The organism is Novosphingobium huizhouense (genome assembly GCF_020179475.1).
GTDB classification, from domain to species: Bacteria; Pseudomonadota; Alphaproteobacteria; order Sphingomonadales; family Sphingomonadaceae; genus Novosphingobium; species Novosphingobium huizhouense.
The window spans coordinates 12,360-31,081 of the sequence record NZ_JAILXZ010000006.1; the positions used below are offsets into that span (position 1 = coordinate 12,360).

The 18,722-nt window shown below is 71.3% G+C and carries 18 protein-coding genes; 3 read left to right on the forward strand and 15 right to left on the reverse strand.

Annotated elements, in window-relative coordinates:
- The 5 genes from K3A85_RS16830 to K3A85_RS16850 all read right to left on the reverse strand — a co-directional run bounded on the left by K3A85_RS16830 (nt 1) and on the right by K3A85_RS16850 (nt 5,988).
- Nucleotides 1–1,647, reverse strand: a complete 1,647-nt coding sequence (locus K3A85_RS16830; RefSeq protein ID WP_225207761.1) for an ATP-binding protein — start codon at nt 1,645–1,647, stop codon at nt 1–3.
- A 108-nt stretch (nt 1,648–1,755) separates the two neighbouring features.
- On the reverse strand, nt 1,756–2,511 hold the full coding sequence (locus K3A85_RS16835; RefSeq protein WP_404822973.1) for a TIGR02186 family protein: 756 nt from the start codon (nt 2,509–2,511) through the stop codon (nt 1,756–1,758).
- Nucleotides 2,511–3,425 carry a sulfite exporter TauE/SafE family protein gene (locus K3A85_RS16840; protein WP_225207671.1) on the reverse strand — a complete coding sequence of 305 codons (915 nt, stop codon included), beginning with the start codon at nt 3,423–3,425 and terminating at the stop codon, nt 2,511–2,513. Before K3A85_RS16840 ends, K3A85_RS16835 begins: the two co-directional genes overlap by 1 nt.
- A 71-nt stretch (nt 3,426–3,496) precedes the next feature.
- Nucleotides 3,497–4,468, reverse strand: a complete 972-nt coding sequence (locus K3A85_RS16845) for a hypothetical protein (RefSeq protein WP_225207672.1) — start codon at nt 4,466–4,468, stop codon at nt 3,497–3,499.
- A gap of 137 nt (nt 4,469–4,605) precedes the next feature.
- A complete protein-coding gene (locus K3A85_RS16850; protein WP_318248100.1) occupies nt 4,606–5,988 on the reverse strand; it encodes a glycosyl transferase family protein in 1,383 nt (460 codons plus the stop codon).
- A 103-nt stretch (nt 5,989–6,091) separates the two neighbouring features.
- Between K3A85_RS16850 and nhaA the strand changes: the two genes are divergently transcribed.
- Both nhaA and K3A85_RS16860 read left to right on the forward strand, forming a co-directional pair.
- The gene (gene nhaA, locus K3A85_RS16855) at nt 6,092–7,270 is read left to right on the forward strand and encodes a Na+/H+ antiporter NhaA (RefSeq protein ID WP_225207673.1); all 1,179 of its coding nucleotides are present in this window, start codon (nt 6,092–6,094) and stop codon (nt 7,268–7,270) included.
- 102 nt (nt 7,271–7,372) lie between these two features.
- On the forward strand, nt 7,373–7,828 hold the full coding sequence (locus K3A85_RS16860) for a Dps family protein (protein ID WP_225207674.1): 456 nt from the start codon (nt 7,373–7,375) through the stop codon (nt 7,826–7,828).
- 2 nt (nt 7,829–7,830) lie between these two features.
- Here the strand turns inward: K3A85_RS16860 and gspN are convergent, their stop codons facing one another.
- The 9 genes from gspN to K3A85_RS16905 all read right to left on the reverse strand — a co-directional run bounded on the left by gspN (nt 7,831) and on the right by K3A85_RS16905 (nt 16,927).
- On the reverse strand, nt 7,831–8,550 hold the full coding sequence (gene gspN, locus K3A85_RS16865; RefSeq protein WP_225207675.1) for a type II secretion system protein N: 720 nt from the start codon (nt 8,548–8,550) through the stop codon (nt 7,831–7,833).
- Nucleotides 8,547–9,026 (reverse strand): type II secretion system protein GspM, encoded by a 480-nt coding sequence (gene gspM / locus K3A85_RS16870; protein WP_225207676.1) that lies wholly within the window; start codon nt 9,024–9,026, stop codon nt 8,547–8,549. Before gspM ends, gspN begins: the two co-directional genes overlap by 4 nt.
- Nucleotides 9,023–10,102 (reverse strand): type II secretion system protein GspL, encoded by a 1,080-nt coding sequence (gene gspL / locus K3A85_RS16875; RefSeq protein ID WP_225207677.1) that lies wholly within the window; start codon nt 10,100–10,102, stop codon nt 9,023–9,025. Before gspL ends, gspM begins: the two co-directional genes overlap by 4 nt.
- A 27-nt stretch (nt 10,103–10,129) precedes the next feature.
- Nucleotides 10,130–10,591, reverse strand: a complete 462-nt coding sequence (gene gspG, locus K3A85_RS16880) for a type II secretion system major pseudopilin GspG (RefSeq protein WP_225207678.1) — start codon at nt 10,589–10,591, stop codon at nt 10,130–10,132.
- A gap of 2 nt (nt 10,592–10,593) precedes the next feature.
- Entirely contained in the window at nt 10,594–11,823 is a 1,230-nt protein-coding gene (gene gspF, locus K3A85_RS16885) for a type II secretion system inner membrane protein GspF (protein ID WP_225207679.1), read from the reverse strand.
- Entirely contained in the window at nt 11,823–13,379 is a 1,557-nt protein-coding gene (locus K3A85_RS16890) for a GspE/PulE family protein (protein ID WP_225207680.1), read from the reverse strand. The genes gspF and K3A85_RS16890 overlap by 1 nt, the downstream gene beginning before the upstream one ends.
- Before the next feature lie 16 nt (nt 13,380–13,395).
- Nucleotides 13,396–15,576, reverse strand: a complete 2,181-nt coding sequence (gspD, locus tag K3A85_RS16895) for a type II secretion system secretin GspD (RefSeq protein WP_225207681.1) — start codon at nt 15,574–15,576, stop codon at nt 13,396–13,398.
- Entirely contained in the window at nt 15,573–16,358 is a 786-nt protein-coding gene (locus tag K3A85_RS16900; protein ID WP_225207682.1) for a type II secretion system protein N, read from the reverse strand. Before K3A85_RS16900 ends, gspD begins: the two co-directional genes overlap by 4 nt.
- A 179-nt stretch (nt 16,359–16,537) precedes the next feature.
- The gene (locus K3A85_RS16905; protein ID WP_225207683.1) at nt 16,538–16,927 is read right to left on the reverse strand and encodes a hypothetical protein; all 390 of its coding nucleotides are present in this window, start codon (nt 16,925–16,927) and stop codon (nt 16,538–16,540) included.
- A gap of 116 nt (nt 16,928–17,043) precedes the next feature.
- Between K3A85_RS16905 and K3A85_RS16910 the strand changes: the two genes are divergently transcribed.
- Complete coding sequence (locus tag K3A85_RS16910; RefSeq protein ID WP_225207684.1) at nt 17,044–17,541, forward strand: NUDIX domain-containing protein; 498 nt, start codon at nt 17,044–17,046, stop codon at nt 17,539–17,541.
- Here the strand turns inward: K3A85_RS16910 and dinB are convergent.
- Nucleotides 17,520–18,689, reverse strand: a complete 1,170-nt coding sequence (gene dinB, locus K3A85_RS16915; RefSeq protein ID WP_225207763.1) for a DNA polymerase IV — start codon at nt 18,687–18,689, stop codon at nt 17,520–17,522. The two genes, K3A85_RS16910 and dinB, sit on opposite strands and share 22 nt — an antisense overlap.
- Nucleotides 18,690–18,722: the final 33 nt, after the last annotated feature.

Here is an 18,722-nt window from a genome sequence, read left to right on the forward strand (position 1 = left end):
CTAGCGCGACTGCGCGCGCCAGCGCTGGACGGTGCGCTCGACCGCGGCCTCCTCGCCGCCGCTCCTCGACCACAGGTGCGAGAACGAGGGATCGTCCGAGGCCGGGCGCAAGGCCGCATCGAGCTCGTCGAAGGTGACGCGCAGCGGGATCGTGACGCCTTCGCCGCAGATGATGCATTCGCGGTTCTTGAGCGCCGGGATCGAATCGAGGAAGCCGCGCGCGCCTTCGGGCATCGCGGCGCGCACGAAGGCCTGGTCGCGATCGTTGTTGAGGCGCATCGCGATGATCGTACCGCACTGCGAGAGCACCCCTTCGGCAAGATCGGAGGGGCGCTGGGTGATGAGGCCGAGGCTGACCCCGTACTTGCGCCCTTCCTTGGCGATGCGCGACAGGATGCGGCCGACCGACGAGCCATCGGCGTTCTTCTCGCTCGGCACGTAGCGGTGTGCTTCCTCGCAGACCAGCAGCACCGGGCGGGTCTCCTCGTCGCGCGACCAGATGGCGTAGTCGAACACCAGCCGGCTGAGCACGGCGACCACCGTCGAGACGATGTCGCTCGGGACGCCCGAGACGTCGATGATCGAGATCGGGCGGCCGTCGGCCGGCATGCGGAACACGCGCGAGATGAACTCGGCCATGGTGTCGCCGACCAGCATGCCCGAGAACATGAACTGGTAGCGCGGGTCGTTCTTGATCTCGTCGAGCTTGGACCTGATCCGCATGTAGGGCACCGAGTTGGTGCCCTTTTCGAGCTTGCCCATCTCGTTCGACAGGATCTGCGCGAGGTCGGAAAGCAGGTACGGGATCGGGCTGTCGACGGTGATCTTGCCGATATGTTCGGCGAGGCGATTGCGCTGGCGCGCGGCGAGCAGGCATTTGCCGAGGATGTCGGCGTCGATCTGCCGGTCCGCGCCGCTGGTGGTGAGGAATATCTCGCAATGTTCCTCGAAGTTCATCAGCCAGTAGGGCATCTGCAGGTTGGACACGTCGAGCAGCTGGCCGATGCCGCGGAAGGCCTGGCCGTATTCGCCGTGCGGATCGATCATCACCACGTGGCCTTGCGGCGCGGACTCGCAGATGCGGTGCAGGATCAGCGCCGCGCTCGTCGACTTTCCGGTCCCGGTCGAGCCGAGCAACGCGAAGTGCTTGCCGAGGAAGGCGTCGATGTAGAGCCCAGCGCGGATGTCGCGGCTGGGGAAGACGGTGCCGATCGCGACGTTGGCGCGCCCGTCGCTGGCGTAGATCTGGCGCAAGTCGCCGCTGGTCGCGGGATAGACCAGCGAACCGGGAATGGGATAGCGCGTCACGCCGCGGCGGAAGGCGAAGATGCGGCCGGTCAGCCGCTCTTCCTCGCCCTCGCCGAGGAAGTCGACGCGCGCGATGATGCAGTGGTCCAGCCCGTTCTCGTGGCGCTGCGTGCGCACGCTCGCCAGCAGCCAGGAGTTGCCGACGCGGATCTTGATCTGGCTGCCGACCTGCCCCGACAGCGAGACCGACGGGTCGGCGTCGCCCATGCATTCCTCGAGCCGCCTGAGATCGAGCGCGATCTGGCTGCCGGAGCCCGCGACGTCGATCACCGAGCCGATCGGCAGGCGGGCATTGTCGTCGGCACGGGCCGGCTCGGCGACCAGGCCCTGCATGCTCATGTCGGTCATCTGCTACCTGCCCCTTCCTGCGCACGCGGCGGCAATCTGTCGATCGTCGCTAGGCCAGGCACGGTTAACAAGCGGCTAAGTGGTCGCCTGAAGGGTCGGTCAGACGAGCGCGAACAGCCTTCCCGCCAGCCAGCCCATGCCGACCGACAGCAGCACGGCGAAAAGCCCGTAGATCAGGCCGTTGTTCTCGGCATTGAGCGCGACGAAGCGTTCGAAGCCTTCCTTCCTGACTTCGACGCGGGTGATCGCGGACGCGACCACCCTGCCGTTGCGGATCGCGAAGGTTTCGGCGGTATAGGTTCCGGTCTGGACGCTCGAGGGCAGCGCGATGCGCGCCTGGTAGAGCACGTCGCCGCTGGTGTGCACGGCGAAGTCGCTTTGCTGGTAAAGGCCCTGGCGCTGCATCAGGTCGACGAGCCCGGCCGAGAACCGGCGCTGCTCGGCCGGATCGATCACTCCGATGGGGGAGAGCTGCAGCCACTTGAGGCCCAGTTCGTAGATCGCGGCGGTCTTGTCGTCGATGATGCGGTCGATCGGCCGGGTCGAGGCGACCGCGAAGAAGGTCGGGGCCGAGCGGAACTCGGTGCTGTCGGCATTGATCCAGATGCCCGCCACCTTCTGCTTCTCGCGCAGGACGATCGACCGCGCGGGCCCTTCGAGCACGATGACGATGTCGGTGCCCTGCATCGCGCGGGTCCCCTCGGGCGAGAGGATCGCGCCGAACAGCAGCAGGTCGGCCCCGGTGAAGCCCTGCCGCACCTGGATCTCGTGCTGCGAGATTTCGGGCACGAGCACCGGTTCGCGCGCGCCGCCGAGCAGCAGCAGGCTCGCCGCCAGGAACAGCGCCCGCGCGATCACAAGGGCACCACGGTGTAGATCTCGTCGGGCCGATAGCCGAGCCCGAGGGCCATGCGCACCGCCACGCCGAACACGATCACGGCAAGGATCAGGCGCAACTGCTCGGGCTTCGCCTTCTGCGCGAACTGCGCGCCGATCTGCGCCCCCGAGACCGAGCCCAGCAGCAGCAGCGACGCAAGCACGATGTCGACCGCGCGCGTGGTCAGGGCGTGCATCATTGTCGTCGCCATGGTCACGAACAGGATCTGGAACAGCGAGGTGCCGACCACCACGCTCGCGCCCATGCCGAGGATGTAGAGCATCGCCGGCACCAGGATGAAGCCGCCGCCGATCCCCATCAGCATCGTCAGCACGCCGGTCGCCATGCCCAGCAGCAGCGGCGCGAGCGGCGAGATGTAGAGGCCCGAGCGATAGAACCGCCAGCGCAGCGGCAGGCTCGCGACGAGGGGGTGATGCCGCCGCTTCCGCGCCGGAAGCGGGGTCCCGCGCCGCTGGGCGCGCAACGCGGTGACGCTTTCGTGAGCCATCAGCCCGCCGATCCCGCCCAGCAGCAGGACATAGAGCACGTTGATCACCGTATCGATCTGGCCGAGCGACTGCAGGAGCCGGAACAGCAGCGCGCCGATGCCGGTGCCGAGAATGCCGCCGGCGACGAGCACGCCGCCCATCTGGTAGTCGATCCCGCCGCGCCGGGCATGGGCGAACGCCCCCGACACGCTCGCGCCGGTCACCTGGCTCGCGGCGGAGGCGGCGGCCACCGTCGGCGGGACGCCGTAGAAGATCAGCAGCGGGGTGGTGAGAAATCCGCCGCCCACCCCGAACATCCCCGACAGCAGACCGGTCAGCGCGCCGAGCCCGACGATGACGAGGCCATTGACCGCGAGGTTGGCGATGGGAAGGTAGACGTCCATCTCGCGACCTTCGCTAGCGCAGCCGCGCCCGCATGGAAATGTCGCAGCCCGCTCTTTTTGCCCGGGATCGGTCAGAAGCCGGTCGACAGGGTCAGCGCCGGCCCCGAACCCGGCGCGGCATCGCCCGCGACCCGCACGCGCCAATCGGCTGCGACCTGCACCGGCCTTCCCGCGATCGCGGTCCGCAGCGCCGCCCGCGGCCCCACGTCCAGCCGGGTCGCGCCCTTCTGCCCGCCCGCCCAGGCGCCGCCGCCGAGCCGCAGCTCGACCCCTGCGAGCGGCAGCGGGATGCGTCGCTCGACGGTTGCCTGCGCATCGAAGAACGGCGTGGCCCCCGCCCCGCCGACCCAGCCAGCTTGCGCATAGACGTTGCCCTCGATCCCGAACGGAAGCCTCGCCGGCGGCACTTCGCTGACCGCCGCGAGCGCCGGACGAAGGGCCATGCCCTGCCCGTCGCGCTGCAGGCGCGCCTCGCCGAGAAGCGCCAGCGGGATCCGCGGCAACGGGCGCAGGCCGAGCCCGGCAGCGAGCTGCGCCTCGTCGTGTCCGGTCGCACCGGCGATCCGCACGTAGGCGAAGGCGGGCGCACGCGGGCCGGCGCCGAAGGTCCTGCGCACGACCAGCCCGTACTGGCTCGCCCCGTAGGACGGCACGAGCCCGGCAAGCGTACCGGACGGCCCGCCGTTGCGCACGAGCAGCCAGGCATCGGCCGACCAGCGACGTCCTCCATGCGCGGGCCCATGGTCCGCCCCGCGGTTCGCCCCGTGGTCCACGCCGCGGGCCGGCGCGCCGGCAAGCGAGGGGAACGCGGACGGGGGCTGTGGACCGACCACCGGTCGCGGCGCGGGCCGGGCCTCGTCGCGGGGGGCAGGAACGTCGCCGGAAAGCCAGGGATCGCGGCGCGCGACGAGTCGCCGCGCGCCGCGATCGGGCGCCGTGCCCGACGCCGAAGCTCGGCGCCGTGCAGCGGGGCGCTCGGTCGAGGCCGCGCGGGCGAGCGCGATCCCGGCATGGGTCCTGCCCGATAGGAGCGGCGACGGCAAAAGCGCGTCCGGTCGCGACCGTTGCAGGTCCGTGGCCAGCAGGATGGCTCTCGCCCCGATCCACAGGCACAGCACCGCGATGAGAGAGAAGAGTGGCTGACCACGGCGGCGCGAAGGGCTCAGTGCGACCGACGCGGTCACCGCACCGCAGCCGGCACCATGGATGGATGCGCGAAGTGCACCGTATGGTCCCACCGGACCAGGCCGCTGCGAAGCGCGGCGAGGTAAGCGCCGAGCGCACGCCGGCCGGCCATGATCGCGACGATGTTGGCGAGCGGCATCCGCGCGATCGCGAGCAAGCCTTCGGCCGCGCCGTATTCGCGCGTGGTGAAGGCCGCGCGCATCGCCACGCGCCAGGCGAGGGCCACGAAGTTGAAGATCAGCAGCGCGCGAATGACCGGGTCCGGCGGGGGCGGAGCAGAGAGGCCCGACCAGACGCCCACCGCCGTGAGCGGCGTCAGCACGATCAGGAGATAGCCGACGGCAAGCACCAGCGCGGTGAGCGGCCCGCGCCGGTCGCGCAGCCGCATCCACAGTTCGAGCGGCCGCGCGCTCCAGCCGAGCCGCTCCCAGCCCTGGTAGGCGATGCCGTGAAGCCAGCGGGTCTTCTGCCGTACCGCGCTCGACAGGCTGCCGGGGAAGAACTCGCGGGTGGCGACGAGGCCCCCGCGGGCATCGCGCAGGCGCAGGAACCGCGCGCGGCGGCCGATTTCCCCGACGAGCAGGCCGAATTCGTAGTCTTCCGTCAGGCACTCCGCCGCGAACGGCTCCCGACCGCCGCGCCGCGCCGCGATTGCGTCGATCGCCTCGCGCCGGAAGGCGCAGCCCACCCCGGCCGCCGGCAACCCGACGCCGAGCCAGTCGCGCACCACCATCCCCTTGCCGTGGCTTTCGGCGAACTCGTCGCAATAGTGCCCGGCGATCCAGCGCGAGGCCGCCTGGGGCTCGGGACGGACCGGAAGCTGGACGAAATCGGCCGTGTCGAGCGCGCGGTCAAGCGCGACCAGCGCGTCGCGGTGAACCATGTCCTCGGCATCGTGGAGAATGACCGCGCGCACGCGGCACTTGCTCCGCACCTCGTCGTCGCGCATCGCGGCGTAGAGCCGGTTGAGGCAATCGGCCTTGGTGGTGGGCCCATCGACATCGTGAACCACGATGCGCAGCCGCGGATCGTTGCCCGCTGCGGTCATCGCCGCCAGAGTCGCGGCGTCGTTGCGATAGCAGCCGGCATAGATCAGCAGATCGCGCTGCGGCCAGACCGACAGGCAGTGCGACAGCATCGCCCCGACCACGCCGGCCTCCTGCCAGGCGGGAACCAGCACCGCGGACACGCCGCGCAAGGGCGCATTGCTGCGGGTCTCGACCCGCCCCGTCCGCACGCGGCCGGTGATCCGCAACCACAGCCACAGGAGGTCGACGCCCCATTCGTCGAGGGCGCCGATCGCGAACCAGACGGCGGCGAAGAGCAGCAGTTCGTGTTGTATCCGGCCCAGCCAGTCGAGGGCCATGGTCACTGGCATCATGTCCTGTGCCCCAGCCGTTTGACGAGGTTCACTTGAGGCTGCAAGTAAGGACCGCGATGCCCTAACGGCAAAGCAGACTGAACAGGGTTTTGGCTCGAATATGGCAGGAAGCAGACGTCGTCACGGGCCGCTCGCCGCGCTCCTCGCGAGCGAGGCGGCGCCGGGCGTGGTGTTGATGGCCTGTGCCGCGCTGGCGCTCGCGATCGCCAACTCGGCCTTCGCGACCGCCTGGCACGATGTCCTGCACCATGCGCTGCCGTGGACGCCGATCGCCAAGCTCGACACCGTCCACCTGTGGATCAACGACGGGTTGATGGCGGTGTTCTTCTTCGTCGTCGGGCTGGAGATCAAGCGCGAGGTCGTGTCCGGCGCGCTGTCCGACCCCCGGCGGCGGCGGCTGCCGATCATCGCCGCGCTGGCAGGCATGGCGATGCCCGCGATCGTCTACCTCGCGGCAACGCGCAACCACCCGGAACTGCATGCCGGCTGGGCCATCCCCGCCGCGACCGACATCGCCTTCGCCATGGGCGTGCTCGCGCTGATCGGGCCGCGCGTGCCGCCGTCGGTGCGGCTGTTCCTGCTGACCGTGGCGATCGTCGACGATCTCGGCGCGGTGGCGGTGATCGCGCTGTTCTACACCGCAAAGATCGATCTGGCCTGGGCGGGCGCGGCCGGCGCGATCCTGCTGGTGATGGTGGCGCTGAACCGCGGCGGGGTGCGCCGCACGGTCCCCTACCTGCTGCTTGCCGGGCTGTTGTGGTACGCGGTGCTGCATTCGGGCATCCATGCGACGATCGCCGGCGTGCTGGCGGCGCTGACCGTACCGATGGCGCTCAACGACGCGCACGACAGCCCGCTGCTGCGGCTCGAGCACGCGCTGGTTGCGCCCAACGGCTTCATCGTGGTGCCGCTGTTCGGCCTTGCCAACGCCGGCGTCGCGATCGCCGGCCAAGGGGGCGGCAGCCCGCTCGATCCGCTGCCGTTGGGAATCGCGGCGGGCCTGTTCCTGGGCAAGCAGATCGGCGTTCTGGGCGCGGTGCTGCTCAGCGAACGACTGGGCATCGCGGCGCGGCCGGCAGGAACGCGGATGCTGCACTTGTGGGGCATGGCGGCGCTCTGCGGGATCGGCTTCACGATGAGCCTGTTCATCGCCGGGCTCGCCTTCCCCGGCCATCCTGAGATTGCCGAGGAAGCGAAGATCGGCATTCTCGCAGGCTCGGTGCTGTCCGCCCTGCTGGGCGCGCTCCTGCTCAGGCTCGCCCCGGCCCGCGCTGATTGAGGGCGCCGATCACCGCCATCCGGCTTTTGCGTGAAACCTTTCGGCGACGATGGCGTATAATCGCCCGACTGACCGAGCCTGAACCACGCAAAGGGGATTAGCATGCCGGGTGACAACGCCAAGAAGGCCCTGATCGACAGCCTCAACGGGCTGCTGGCCGACTACTTCGCACTGTACCTCAAGACCAAGAACTACCACTGGCACGTCGCCGGCCCGCAGTTCCGCGACCTCCACCTGCTGTTCGACGAGCAGGCGGCCGAGCTTTTCGCGCTGACCGACGTCATCGGCGAGCGCGTGCGCAAGAACGGCGGCGCCACGCTGACCTCGATCGGGGCCGTCGCCGCCAAGTCGGTGATCGAGGACGACGACCGGACCTCGGTGGACGCCATCGCCATGGTCAAGGCGCTGCGTGACGACAATGCCAAGCTGGTCGAGCGCATCCGCGCCGCCAAGCAGGCGGCGGGCGAGGCCGGCGACAACGCCACCGAAGGCATGGCCGACGACTGGACCGACCAGGCCGAAAAGCGCGTCTGGTTCCTCACCGAAATCGCGAGCTGATCCTAGAAGCGACCGCCCGTCCCGAGCACCAGGTCGCTGGTGCCGGGGCGGGCGACGAATCCCGCGGCGGCGAGCGCCGGCCGCATGTCGCCGGCGATCCCGCTCAAGACCATGGTCGCGGTCCACCGGCCGTCGGCCGCAAGGCGCAGGTCGAGCCGCTCCATTCCGCCGGGCCCGCGCAGCGGCAGCAGGACGAAGCGCCCGTCGCAGCGCGGCTCGCCCGACAGCGCCAGCGTGATACCGTCGCCGGCCGGGAGCCGGGTCGCAACCGCGCCCGCGGCCTGCCGGCACCGTCCGTCCTCGAACTGCACCGACACGCCGCTGAACGTCACCTCGTGCAGCGGCAGGGCGCCCAGCCCGCCCGGGATCGCGAGCGTTCCCTCGAGCATCGATGCCCCGGCAGGGCCGAGCCGGCCACGCAAGGCGGGCCCGAGCGCGTCGGCGCGTCCGGCGACCGCGACTTCAGGACGTCCCGACAGCAGCGTCCACGGGACCAGGCGCACGTCGACCGTGCCGAGCGCGAGCGGGCCGAGCGAGGCCTCGCGCAGGGTGCCCGCCCAGATCGTGCCCTCCGCCTCGCGCGCTGCGATCGCGGGAAAGGCCGCCGCCGCCAGCCGCAGGGGCGCCGTGGCGACGAGCGACAACGCCAGCAGGGCGGCGATGCCGATCACCGCAGCGCGCGGCGCGCGCCGGTCGCGCAGGACGAGCAGGCGGCCGATCATCGCGCGCGCACGACCATGTCGAGCGACAGCGCGCCATCGGGAGCGGGACTGGCGCGCAGGCTCTCGATCACCAGCCCCTCGCCGTCGAGCCGCTCCAGCCAGGCGAACGCAGCGCCCGCCCGCGCCCCGCCGATCACCGCATGGACCAGCGCCGGGCCGCGCGGCTCGATCGCGGTCACGACGAAGCCCGCTGCCTGGGCCGATGCCGACAGGGCCTGGTCGAGCGGGCCGCCCGCGCGCCGCAGCGCAGGCGTGCGACGAGGTGCGGCATCGAGCGCGCGGACCACCGCCTCGATGGCTGCAGTGCGCCGGACGACCTCGGTGTGGCGCCGCGCCGCGGCGTCGAAGGCCGCGCCGAGCGGAAGCACGACGCCGTAGACCAGCACGACCGCCGCGGTGATCGCCGCGGCCAGATCGACCAGGAAGCGCTCGCGCGCGGTCAGCGCGCGCCGCCAGCGGGCAAGGCGTCCGATCATGGCGCCGTCACCGTGATCGCGGCAACGGTGGCGCCGGTCGGATCGGGGGCGAGGCCGGGCGGGACCGTCACCTTCCAGCCATCGCGTTGCAGCGCCACCAGCACCGCGTTGATCTGGTCCGGCCCCGGCGCCGACGCGGTTACTGCAAGCGTGCCCTGTCCGTCGAACGCCAGATCCCGCAGGCGCACGCCGGGCGCCGCGCGCATCGCACCGAGCAGGGCGGCAAGGGGCGCGGAGACGCTGCGCGGGCCGCGCCCTTCGCGCGCGGCTGCCGCGGCCAGCGCCTGTTCGGCCTGCGCGAGATCGGCGACCGACGCGAAGTGGCGCTGCACGTGCTCGACCGCACGCCGTTCGCGCGCATCGGAATCGAGCGTCCAGCGAAGGATCAGCACGCTCATCGCCAGGAGCCCGAGCAGGGCTGCGCTGGCGGCAAGGCGCGCCAGCGGGCGCCAGTCGGCCACGGTCAGGAACGATACGCGCGCAGGGGCATAGCGCCCCTGCCGCAGATCGAGCGGCGGGACGCGATGCACGGCGAGCAGCGCCGTTTCGCACTCGGCCGGATCGAGCGCGCGAGCTTCGGCGGCGAGCGCCTCGACCAGCTCCGGCTCGGCCGCGAACGCCGCCTCGGCGGTGCGCGCGAGCGCCTGCCCGCCGAGCGTTGCGACGACCGCCCCGGCGTGCGGACGCGGCAGCACGAGCGCGGCCGGCACCACCGCCCGGACCGCAAGCCCCGAGGCGGCGGCCGCGGCGGTCCACTCGTCCATCTGCGCAAGGCCGACGCTCGCGGTCAGCAGGCGCTCCTGCCGCGCCGCGACCGCGACGTGACGGTCGCCTCCGAGTTCGCTTCTCGCCGCGCCGAACCGCGCGGCAGCGAGCGCCTGCGCCACCGGCAGGTCGGGCAGCGGACCATCGGTGACCGGCGATGCCGCTGCGGGGACGAGGAGCACGCCGTCGCTCCCGGGAGGCCACGGCGCGTCCTGCCCGCCGGACCAGTCGCGGCCCTCGCCCACGGCATCGTCCTCGACCGGCCACCAGTGCCACGGCGCACCGGGGCGCTCGGGCAGCAGGGCAATCACGCCGGAAGATGCGCGCGGGGAAATCGTTCAGTCCTTCTTCGCCATGACGTCGGCATCGAGCCCCTCGCCGCCCGGCTGGCCGTCGGCCCCCAGCGAATAGACCTCGAACGGATGGCCGTCGTCGCCCGGGACCCTGTACTGGTAGGGGTGCCCCCAGGGATCGTCGGGCAGATCCTTGACGTAGCCGCCGGTGCGATAGGCCTGGGGGTCGGCAAGTCCCGCCGGCGGCTTGCGCAGCGCGGCGAGCCCTTCGGCCTGCGAGGGATAGGCCCCGAGGTCGAGCCGATACATCTCGAGCGACTGGTCGAGCGTGGCGATGTCGGCGCGGGCGGCGACGACCTTGGCCTTGTCCCCCACCGGAATGACGTTGTAGGCGACCACCGCCGCGAGCAGCGCCATGATGAACAGGACGACCATCAGTTCGACCAGGCTGAAGCCGTTCGAACGCGGCGCTGGAAAATCGCGGGGTTTGTGGCGGTCGCTGTCCATCGTCATAGTCCGGTGAGGTTCTGGAGCTGCAGGATCGGCAGCAGGATCGCAAGGATGATCATGGCCACGACCACGCCCATGACGACGATGATCGCAGGTTCGAGCAGCGCCATGGCGGTGGCGGTGAAGGCTTCGAATTCGCGCTCGAGATAGTCGGCCGCGCGCTCTAGCATCGCCGCCAGTTGCCCGGCGGCCTCGCCGCTCGCCGCGAGATAGACCAGCAGCGGCGGAAAGGTCCCGGCCTCGCGCAGGGCGACCGAAAGCGCGCGCCCGGCCCGCACCTTTTCCGCGATCGCGCCGAGCGCCTCGCGCTGCACGGTGTTCGATGCGGTGCGCGTCGCCAGGCGCAGCCCCTCGACCAGCGGCAGGCGCGCCTCGATCATCGTCGCCAGCGTGCGCGCAAGGCTGGCTGCGTGGACGTCGCGGACCAGCCGCCCGACGAGGGGCAGGCGCAGCACCAGCGCATCGACGCTCCGGCGGAACGCAGGATCGCGCAGCGCCCGGACGAAGCCGGCGAGCGCCAGCACCAGCGCCAGCAGGATCGCCCACCACCATGCGGCGAGGACCTGCGAAAGCGCGATGACCGCGCGCGTCAGCAGCGGCAGCTGGCGGCTGGCGTTTTCGAACTGTTCGACCACTCGCGGCACCACCGAGATCATCAGGCCGGCAACCACCGCGATCGCGACCAGCGAGAGGACGATCGGATAGGCGAGCGCCGCCATGATCTTCGCGCGCACCGCGGCCTGGCGCTCGTGGAGGTCGGCGAGGCGCATGGCAATGGCCGGAAGACTGCCCGAGCTTTCGCCGGCGGCCACCATTGCGCGGTAGACCGGCGGGAAACTGCGCTCCTCCCGCCGCATCGCCTCGGCCAGCGGCAAGCCTTCGACGACGCCCGCATGGACGTTGGCGAGAATGGCGCGCGTGCGCTCCTTCTCGGACTGGCGCGCGATCGTGCGCAGCGATTCCTCGAGCGGCGCGACCAGCATCAGCGACGCGAATTGCCGGGTGAACAGGGCGAGCTGCTTGGCCGAGAGCTTCGCCGCGAACCAGCCCCGCCCGATGCGCAAGTCCCCGACCGCGGCGGGCGCCGCCGCAGGATCGGGGCGCAGCGACAGCACATGCCAGCGGCGCTGCCCCAGCTGCGCTGCCGCGCCCGCCTCGTCGCCCGCGTCGAGCGCGCCGCGCCGCTCGCGCCCCTGCGGATCGACGGCGAGATAGGCAAAGCGCGCCATCAGCCTTCCTGGCGAAGGATGCGAGCCGCTTCGGAGGCGCTGGTCAGGCCATCCTTGACCAGTCGCCGCGCCGACTTGGCGAGCCGTGGCGCCTGCGCGAAGGCATGGCGCGCGAGCGCCTGTTCGCTGGCGCCTTCGAGGATCATCCGCCGCACTTCGTCGTCGACCCGCAAGGCTTCGAACACGCCGATGCGCCCGGCATAGCCAGTGTGGTCGCACGATGGACAGCCGACCGCGTCGCGGACCATCCGCCCGGGCTTGATCGCGAGCAAGTCCGCCAGCGGCTGGTCGATCGGACGCTCGAGGCTGCAATGCGGGCAAAGCCTGCGCACGAGGCGCTGCGCGACCACAGCGCGCAAGGTAGAGGCGAGGAGGAACGATTCCACCCCCATGTCGTGCAAGCGCGTGACCGCGCCCACCGCATCGTTGGTGTGCACCGTGGAAAGCACGAGGTGCCCGGTCAGCGCCGCCTGCACCGCGATGTCGGCGGTCTCGCGGTCGCGGATCTCGCCGACCATCACGACGTCCGGGTCCTGTCGGAGGATCGCGCGCAGGCCGGCGGCAAAGCTCAGCCCGACCTTGGCGTTGACCTGGGTCTGCCCGACCCCGTCGACCGCGTATTCGACCGGGTCCTCGATCGTGAGGATGTTGCGCGCCCCGTCGTTGAGGAGCCGCAGCGCGGCATAGAGCGTGGTGGTCTTGCCCGAGCCGGTCGGCCCGGTGACGAGGATGACCCCGTTGGGTTCGGCCAGCGCGCGCGCGACGATCGCCCGGCTGTCTCCATCGAGCCCGAGATCGCCGAGGTCGAGCCCGGCGTTCTCCTTGTCGAGCAGGCGCAGCACGACGCGCTCGCCGGCGCGACTGGGCAAGGTCGAGACGCGCACGTCGACCAGCCGCCCGGCCAGCGACAACGACATCCGCCCGTCCTGCGGCAGGCGCCGCTCCGCGATGTCGAGGCGCGCCATGACCTTGATCCGGCTTACCAGAACCGGCGCCACGTGGGGCGGCATGCGCAGCTTTTCCGCGAGCACGCCGTCGCTGCGCATGCGCACGACGAGCGCCTGCTCATAGGGCTCGAGATGGATGTCGGAGACGCCCTGCCGCAAGGCCTCGGCGATCAGGCCGTTGATCAGGCGGATCGCCGGGGCATCGTCGGCGCTGTCGAGCAGGTCCTCGGCGCTGGGCAGGCCAAAATCGGCGCCCTCGCTGCCGAGCGCGAGGTCGCCGGCCACTGCCGCCGCAGCGCCGTCGACGGCGTAGACCTCGCCGAGCAGCTTCTCGAAGGCCGCCACCGGAACCTGCCGCAAGGCGAGCGGCCGCGCGAACACGCGGCGCAGTTCGAGCAGCGGCAGGGCATCGGCCCCTTCGCGCCGCACCACATGCACCGTCTCGGCGGTGACCGCCTCGACCAGCAATCCGCGATCGCGGGCAAAGGCATAGGGCACCGCCGGGGGCGCCGCTGCACCAGCCCCCAACCCCGCCCCCGCTCCCGACACGTCGGCGCCGAGCGCAAGGGACAGGCCCGGGGCGATCTCGTCGTCGGCGGGAAGGTCCATTGCCGCGCCCATCGCCTCAGGGGGTCGTCGACCGGGGGGCGATGATCGCGTCGCCGGGGCCGGTCGGCGGCACGACCGGCAGGGTCGCCCCGAGGTAGTCGGTGATCAGCGCGTCGATGCTCGGCTCGCGCTTGGGGTCGAACGCGCCCTGCGCCTGGCGGATCACGCCATAGCGCCGCCCGGTCAGCGCGGCCCGGTCCGCGCCGTTGCGCATGATCGTCGGGCGGATGAAGACCATCAGGTTGGTCTTGACGTGGCTCTTGCCCCGCGACTTGAAAAATTCGCCGAGCAGCGGGACATCGCCCAGCACCGGCACCTTCTCGATGGTGCGCCGCTCGTTGTCGTCGAGCAGCCCGCCGAGCACGACGATCTCGCGGTCGCCGACGGTCACCGTCGTCTTGATCTCGCGCTTGTTGATGATCAGCTCGCTGTTCTGCGACGAGACCGGCCCCGCGATCGACGACACCTGCTGGCGCAGGTCGAGCCGGACCTGGTCGCCGGCATTGATCTGCGGCGTGACGTCGAGCTCGATGCCGACGTTCTGGCGCTGGATCGTGCGGAAGGTGTTGTTGTAGTTCGCCGACGACAGCGCCTCGCCCGTCGCTACCGGGATCTCCTTGCCGAACAGGATCGAGGCCGGGACGTTGTTGTTGGTGGTGATGTGCGGCGTCGACAGGATGTTCGAATTGGTATCGGCCTGCACCGCGTTGATCAGCGCGCCGAAGAACCTGTCCTTGCCGAGGTCGGTGGCGAACCCGCCGAACCCGCCCTGGGCGCCGAGGATCGCGCTGGCCGCGTTCTGGCGCAGGAGGTCTGCGGTCGGCGAATTGGTGCTGGTGGTGACGGTGCTGCCGTTGATCACCGTCGTCGTCTGGTCGAGCCGGTCGGCATAGAGCCCGCCGGCGATGTCGATGATGTTGGGCGACACATTCGAGAAATTGGTGACGGCAAAGGGAATGTCCTTGCCGCCGATCAGCATCTGGACGCCCAGCTTGCGCGCGACGTCGTTGCTGATCTCGACGATGATCGCCTCGACCAGCACCTGCTCCTGCGGCACGTCGAGCTGGCGCACCAGCTCGGTCAGACGGCGCTGCTCGTCCACCGGCGCGGCGATGATCACCGCATTGGCGCCGGGATAGCGGGTGATCGTGGCGGTGCCGCGCCCGCCCTCGAGCTTGATCGGACCCGAGCCGAGCGCACCGCTGGTACCGCCGGTCGGGTTGACGCCCTGCGCGCCCGCGGCCTGCCCGCCGGCCGGCGTCGTCGACCCTTGCGCTCCGCCCGTCGAGGTCGCCGAGCCGCCGACCCCGCCGAGCGAGACCGGGGCCTGCGACCCCGATGCCACCTCGCTGCCGCCGGTGCCGCCGACCAGCCGCTCGAGCACCGGAACCAGCACCGCCGCATCGGCATAGTCGAGCCACAGCACCTTGATCTCGCCGCCGTGCGCGGCGCGCGCATCGAGTTGGCGCGCCATCGCCTCGAGCCGGCCGAGCGTCGCCGGATCGCCGCGCAGCAGCAGGGCGTTCGAGCTGTCCACCGCGACCACGCCGGCCAAGCTGCGCGCGCCATCGCCGCCGGCCGGGATCAGCTGGCTCAACGCCGTGGCGATCTCGCGCGCGCCGGCATGCTCGAGCATCACCGTGCGCGTTGCGGACTGGTCGCGATCGATCGAGCGCACCAGCGCGCGGATGCGGGCGAGGTTGTCGGCGTAATCGACCACCACCAGCGAATTGCCCGCCTTGTTCGCGGTGATCGAGCCGTCCTTGCTGACCAACGGCCGCAGCGTCTCGACCGCCTGCGCGGCGTCGATCGTCGAAAGGCGCACGATCTCGGTCACCATCTGGTTGCGGGCGGCGCCGCGGCTGCCGATCCGCATCGGCTGGCTGGCGGCGCCTTCGACCGGCTGGATGCGGAAGGCGCCGTTGCCGGTCGGCACCGCCACCAGGCCGTTGGCGCGCAGCGTCGAGAGGAACACTTCGAAATATTCCGAGCGCGACAGCGCGCGGTCGCTGACCACGCTGACCTTGCCCTGCACCCGGGCATCGACGATGAACGTGCGGCCCGTCACTTCGGCGGCGTCGGCGATGAACGCCCGGATGTCGGCCTCGCGGACATTGAGGGTGTATTGGGCATGGACCAGCGTCGGGACGACGAGGGCGGCTGCGGAAAGCGCCGTAAGCAGATGTCTCAGGGTCATTGTCCGAGGGTGATCGCAAGAGGAAGCTGGCGCCCGTCGCGCTCGACGGTCACGGTCACCGTCGCGCCGGGCTGCAGCGCGCCGGCGATCAGCGCGGCGTCGCCCGCGCCCTTCACCGGCTGGCCGTTCACCGCCGTGACGAGGTCGCCCGGGCGGAAGCCCGCGGCGCGGAAGGTCTCGCCATCGCCCTGGGGAATGACCTCGAGGCCGACCACGCGCCCCGCGCTCGCGCGCGGCCCGAACCCGATCCCGCTGCGCACGGTCTGCACGGTGATCGGCCGGGGGAGGTCTTCGGCGCGGCGCATCCTGTCCGCCCGGACCGGGTTCTGCGCGACCAGCGCGGCAGCGGCAGGCGCGGCGCGCGACTGGTCGAGATAGAGCGTTTCGCGCAGGCCGTTGCGGGCGAGCACGACGTGATCGAACGCGACGCCGGCCAGGGTGACGCCGGGCTGCACGCTCTCGCCCACGCGGATCACCTGCTGCACCCCGTCCGCGCCCGCCAGGATCGCGCTGCCCGAGCCGCCCGGCGCCGTCCGCGTGGCGAACAGGGTCAGCGCAAGGCTGGTGACCGCCGCCTGCCCCGGCTCACCGGCGGCCGGTCCGCCGCGGGTGAACGGATCGACCGACGCGTAGAGCACCGCGCGCTCGGCAGGCGGGACAAGCCGCGCCGTCGCCGGGCGCCAGTCGCCGAGCGGAGACAGCGGCGTCACCACCACCCAGAACAGCACGGCTGCGAGAAGCGCGTTGAGCGCCACGAGAAACCACCACAGGAGGTCCCGCACCGAGGGACTCCGGGGAAACGTCCACGTCCGCCACCCGATCACCGGACCGATGCGTATCGCCTGCGCCAAGATCGACGGTTCCCCCGTTTGCGGGCGGCGTTGCCCGCCGCCCGGCCCACCTCTTCAGCCATAACCTCATGCGATGGAATTACAAATGCTGGCGTGGAGGCCGGTGAACTTTACGCCTGGCCGAGATCGTCGGGCCCGGCGCACTCGCCGAGCCGCGCCTCGAGCAGCGCCTGCGCCGCCGCGGGGCTCGCGCTCGCCGCGACCTGCTGCGCGAGTGCGGCGACCGCGCCGTCCACCCCGCCGCTGCGCCCGTGATCGCTCGTGGCATCGCCCGCGACATCGGACGCGATCCTGCCGATCCGGCTGCGCCAGGCACGCGCGCGCGCCTCGAACATTGCCGCGCTCGTCCGGTCCGCGTCGGTGGCGTCGGGCGCGGACGTCAGCATCGCGGCCAGCACCGCGTTGGTGGCGGCGCAGCGCAGCGCGCGGCCGTCGTCGGAGGGGGCGGGAGCGCGGTCGGCCGCGAGCGTCGCGACGAGCATCAGGGCAAGGATCGACATCGCCCCGACCTGCCCGCTCGCGCGCCGCAGGTCGAGCGCGTTAACCAGCCGAAAACCATCCTGTTCCGCAGCGGGACAGGCTTGCCAAGTCCAGCACGGGCGATCAGGCTTTGCCGATGCTGTCCTTTCTGCCCGCGCCCGCTCACCGCTGGCTGCTCCGCACGCTGCAGCCCTGGCGCCTGCGCCTGTGGGGGCTGCTGCGGCTGCGGGTGCGCGGCACCAGCGTGCTGGTGTTCGACGATCGCCAGCGGGTCCTGCTGGTGCGGCACAGCTATCACCGGCCCGACGAGTGGATGCTGCCGGGCGGCGGGATGGGACGCGAGCGCGACCCGGTCAGGGTGGCGCAGCGCGAACTGCGCGAGGAAACCGGCTGCCTGCTCGAGAACGCTACCTGGTACGGCTCGCACCCGGTCGTCACGGCGCAAGGCTGGACAAACCTGACCGAGCTCGTCGCCGGGACCACCCGCGATGCGCCGCGGTGCGACGGACGCGAGCTGAACGAAGCACGCTTCTTTGCGCTCGATGCCCTCCCGGCGCGGACCTGCGAGGGTCCGCTGCACTACATCGCCATGTGGCGGGACTGGATCGAGGCTCAGAACGGAAGCTCGGGCTGAGCGCCACGCCCGGCCCCGTCGTGCGTCGTCGTGGCCGGGCGGGCGTCGGGCGCTTCGCCGGCGGCGCCCTCGAGCGCGGACAGCGCGAGCCCCATCAGCCGGATCGGTTGCGGCAGCGGCAGGACCGAATCGAGGATCGCCCGCGCGATCTGCGCGAATTCGGCCTTGTCCGCCACCGGACGGGGGAGCGAGCGGGCGCGCGTCATCGGCTGAAAGTCGATGAACTTGACCTTGAGCGTGATCGTCCGCCCGCGCGCGCCGCTTCGCGCGATGCGCTCCCACACGATGTCGATGATCGATTCGAGCGTTTCGCGCAGCACCGGGCCGGAGGACAGGTCGCGGTCGAAGGTGCGTTCGCCGCCGACCGACTTGCGCGGCCGGTCCGCGCGCACCGTGCGAAGGTCGATTCCGCGCGCGGCCCGAAAGAGATAGTCGGCGAAGCTGCCGAAGTGACCGCGCAAGGTGGCAAGGTCGAGCGCGCGCAGGTCGGCGCCGGTACGGATGCCGAGCTGCTCCATCTTTTCCGCGCCGCGCGGGCCGATGCCGTGGAAGCGCTTGACCGGCAACCCCGCGACGAAGGCCGCGCCTTCTCCCGGACGGATCACGCACAGTCCGTCGGGCTTGTTCTGGTCGCTCGCCAGCTTGGCGAGGAACTTGTTGTACGACACCCCCGCGCTCGCCGTCAGCCCGGTGTCGGCCCGGATCCGGCTCCGGATCAGTTCGGCGATGCGCGTCGCCGACCCGATCCCCCGCAGGTCTTCGGTGACGTCGAGATAGGCCTCGTCGAGCGACAGCGGCTCGACATGCGGCGTATAATCGAGGAAGATCGCGCGGATCTGCTGGCTGACGGCGCGGTAGACGTCGAACCGGGGCTTGCAGAAGACGAGGTCGGGACAGAGCTTGAGCGCGCGGACCGAAGGCATCGCCGAGCGCACGCCGAAGCGCCGCGCCTCGTAGCTCGCCGCGGCAACGACGCCGCGCCCCGACGACCCGCCTACCGCGACCGGCCGGCCGCGCAGCGACGGATCGTCGCGCTGTTCGACGCTTGCGTAGAAGGCGTCCATGTCGACGTGGATGATCTTGCGCAGGCCGTCCTGCCCGCGATCCCCCTGCGAGTCGCTGTCGTCGCCATGCTGATCCTCGGCCATGCGATCCATGCTAGCGCATGTCGCAATGCAGCA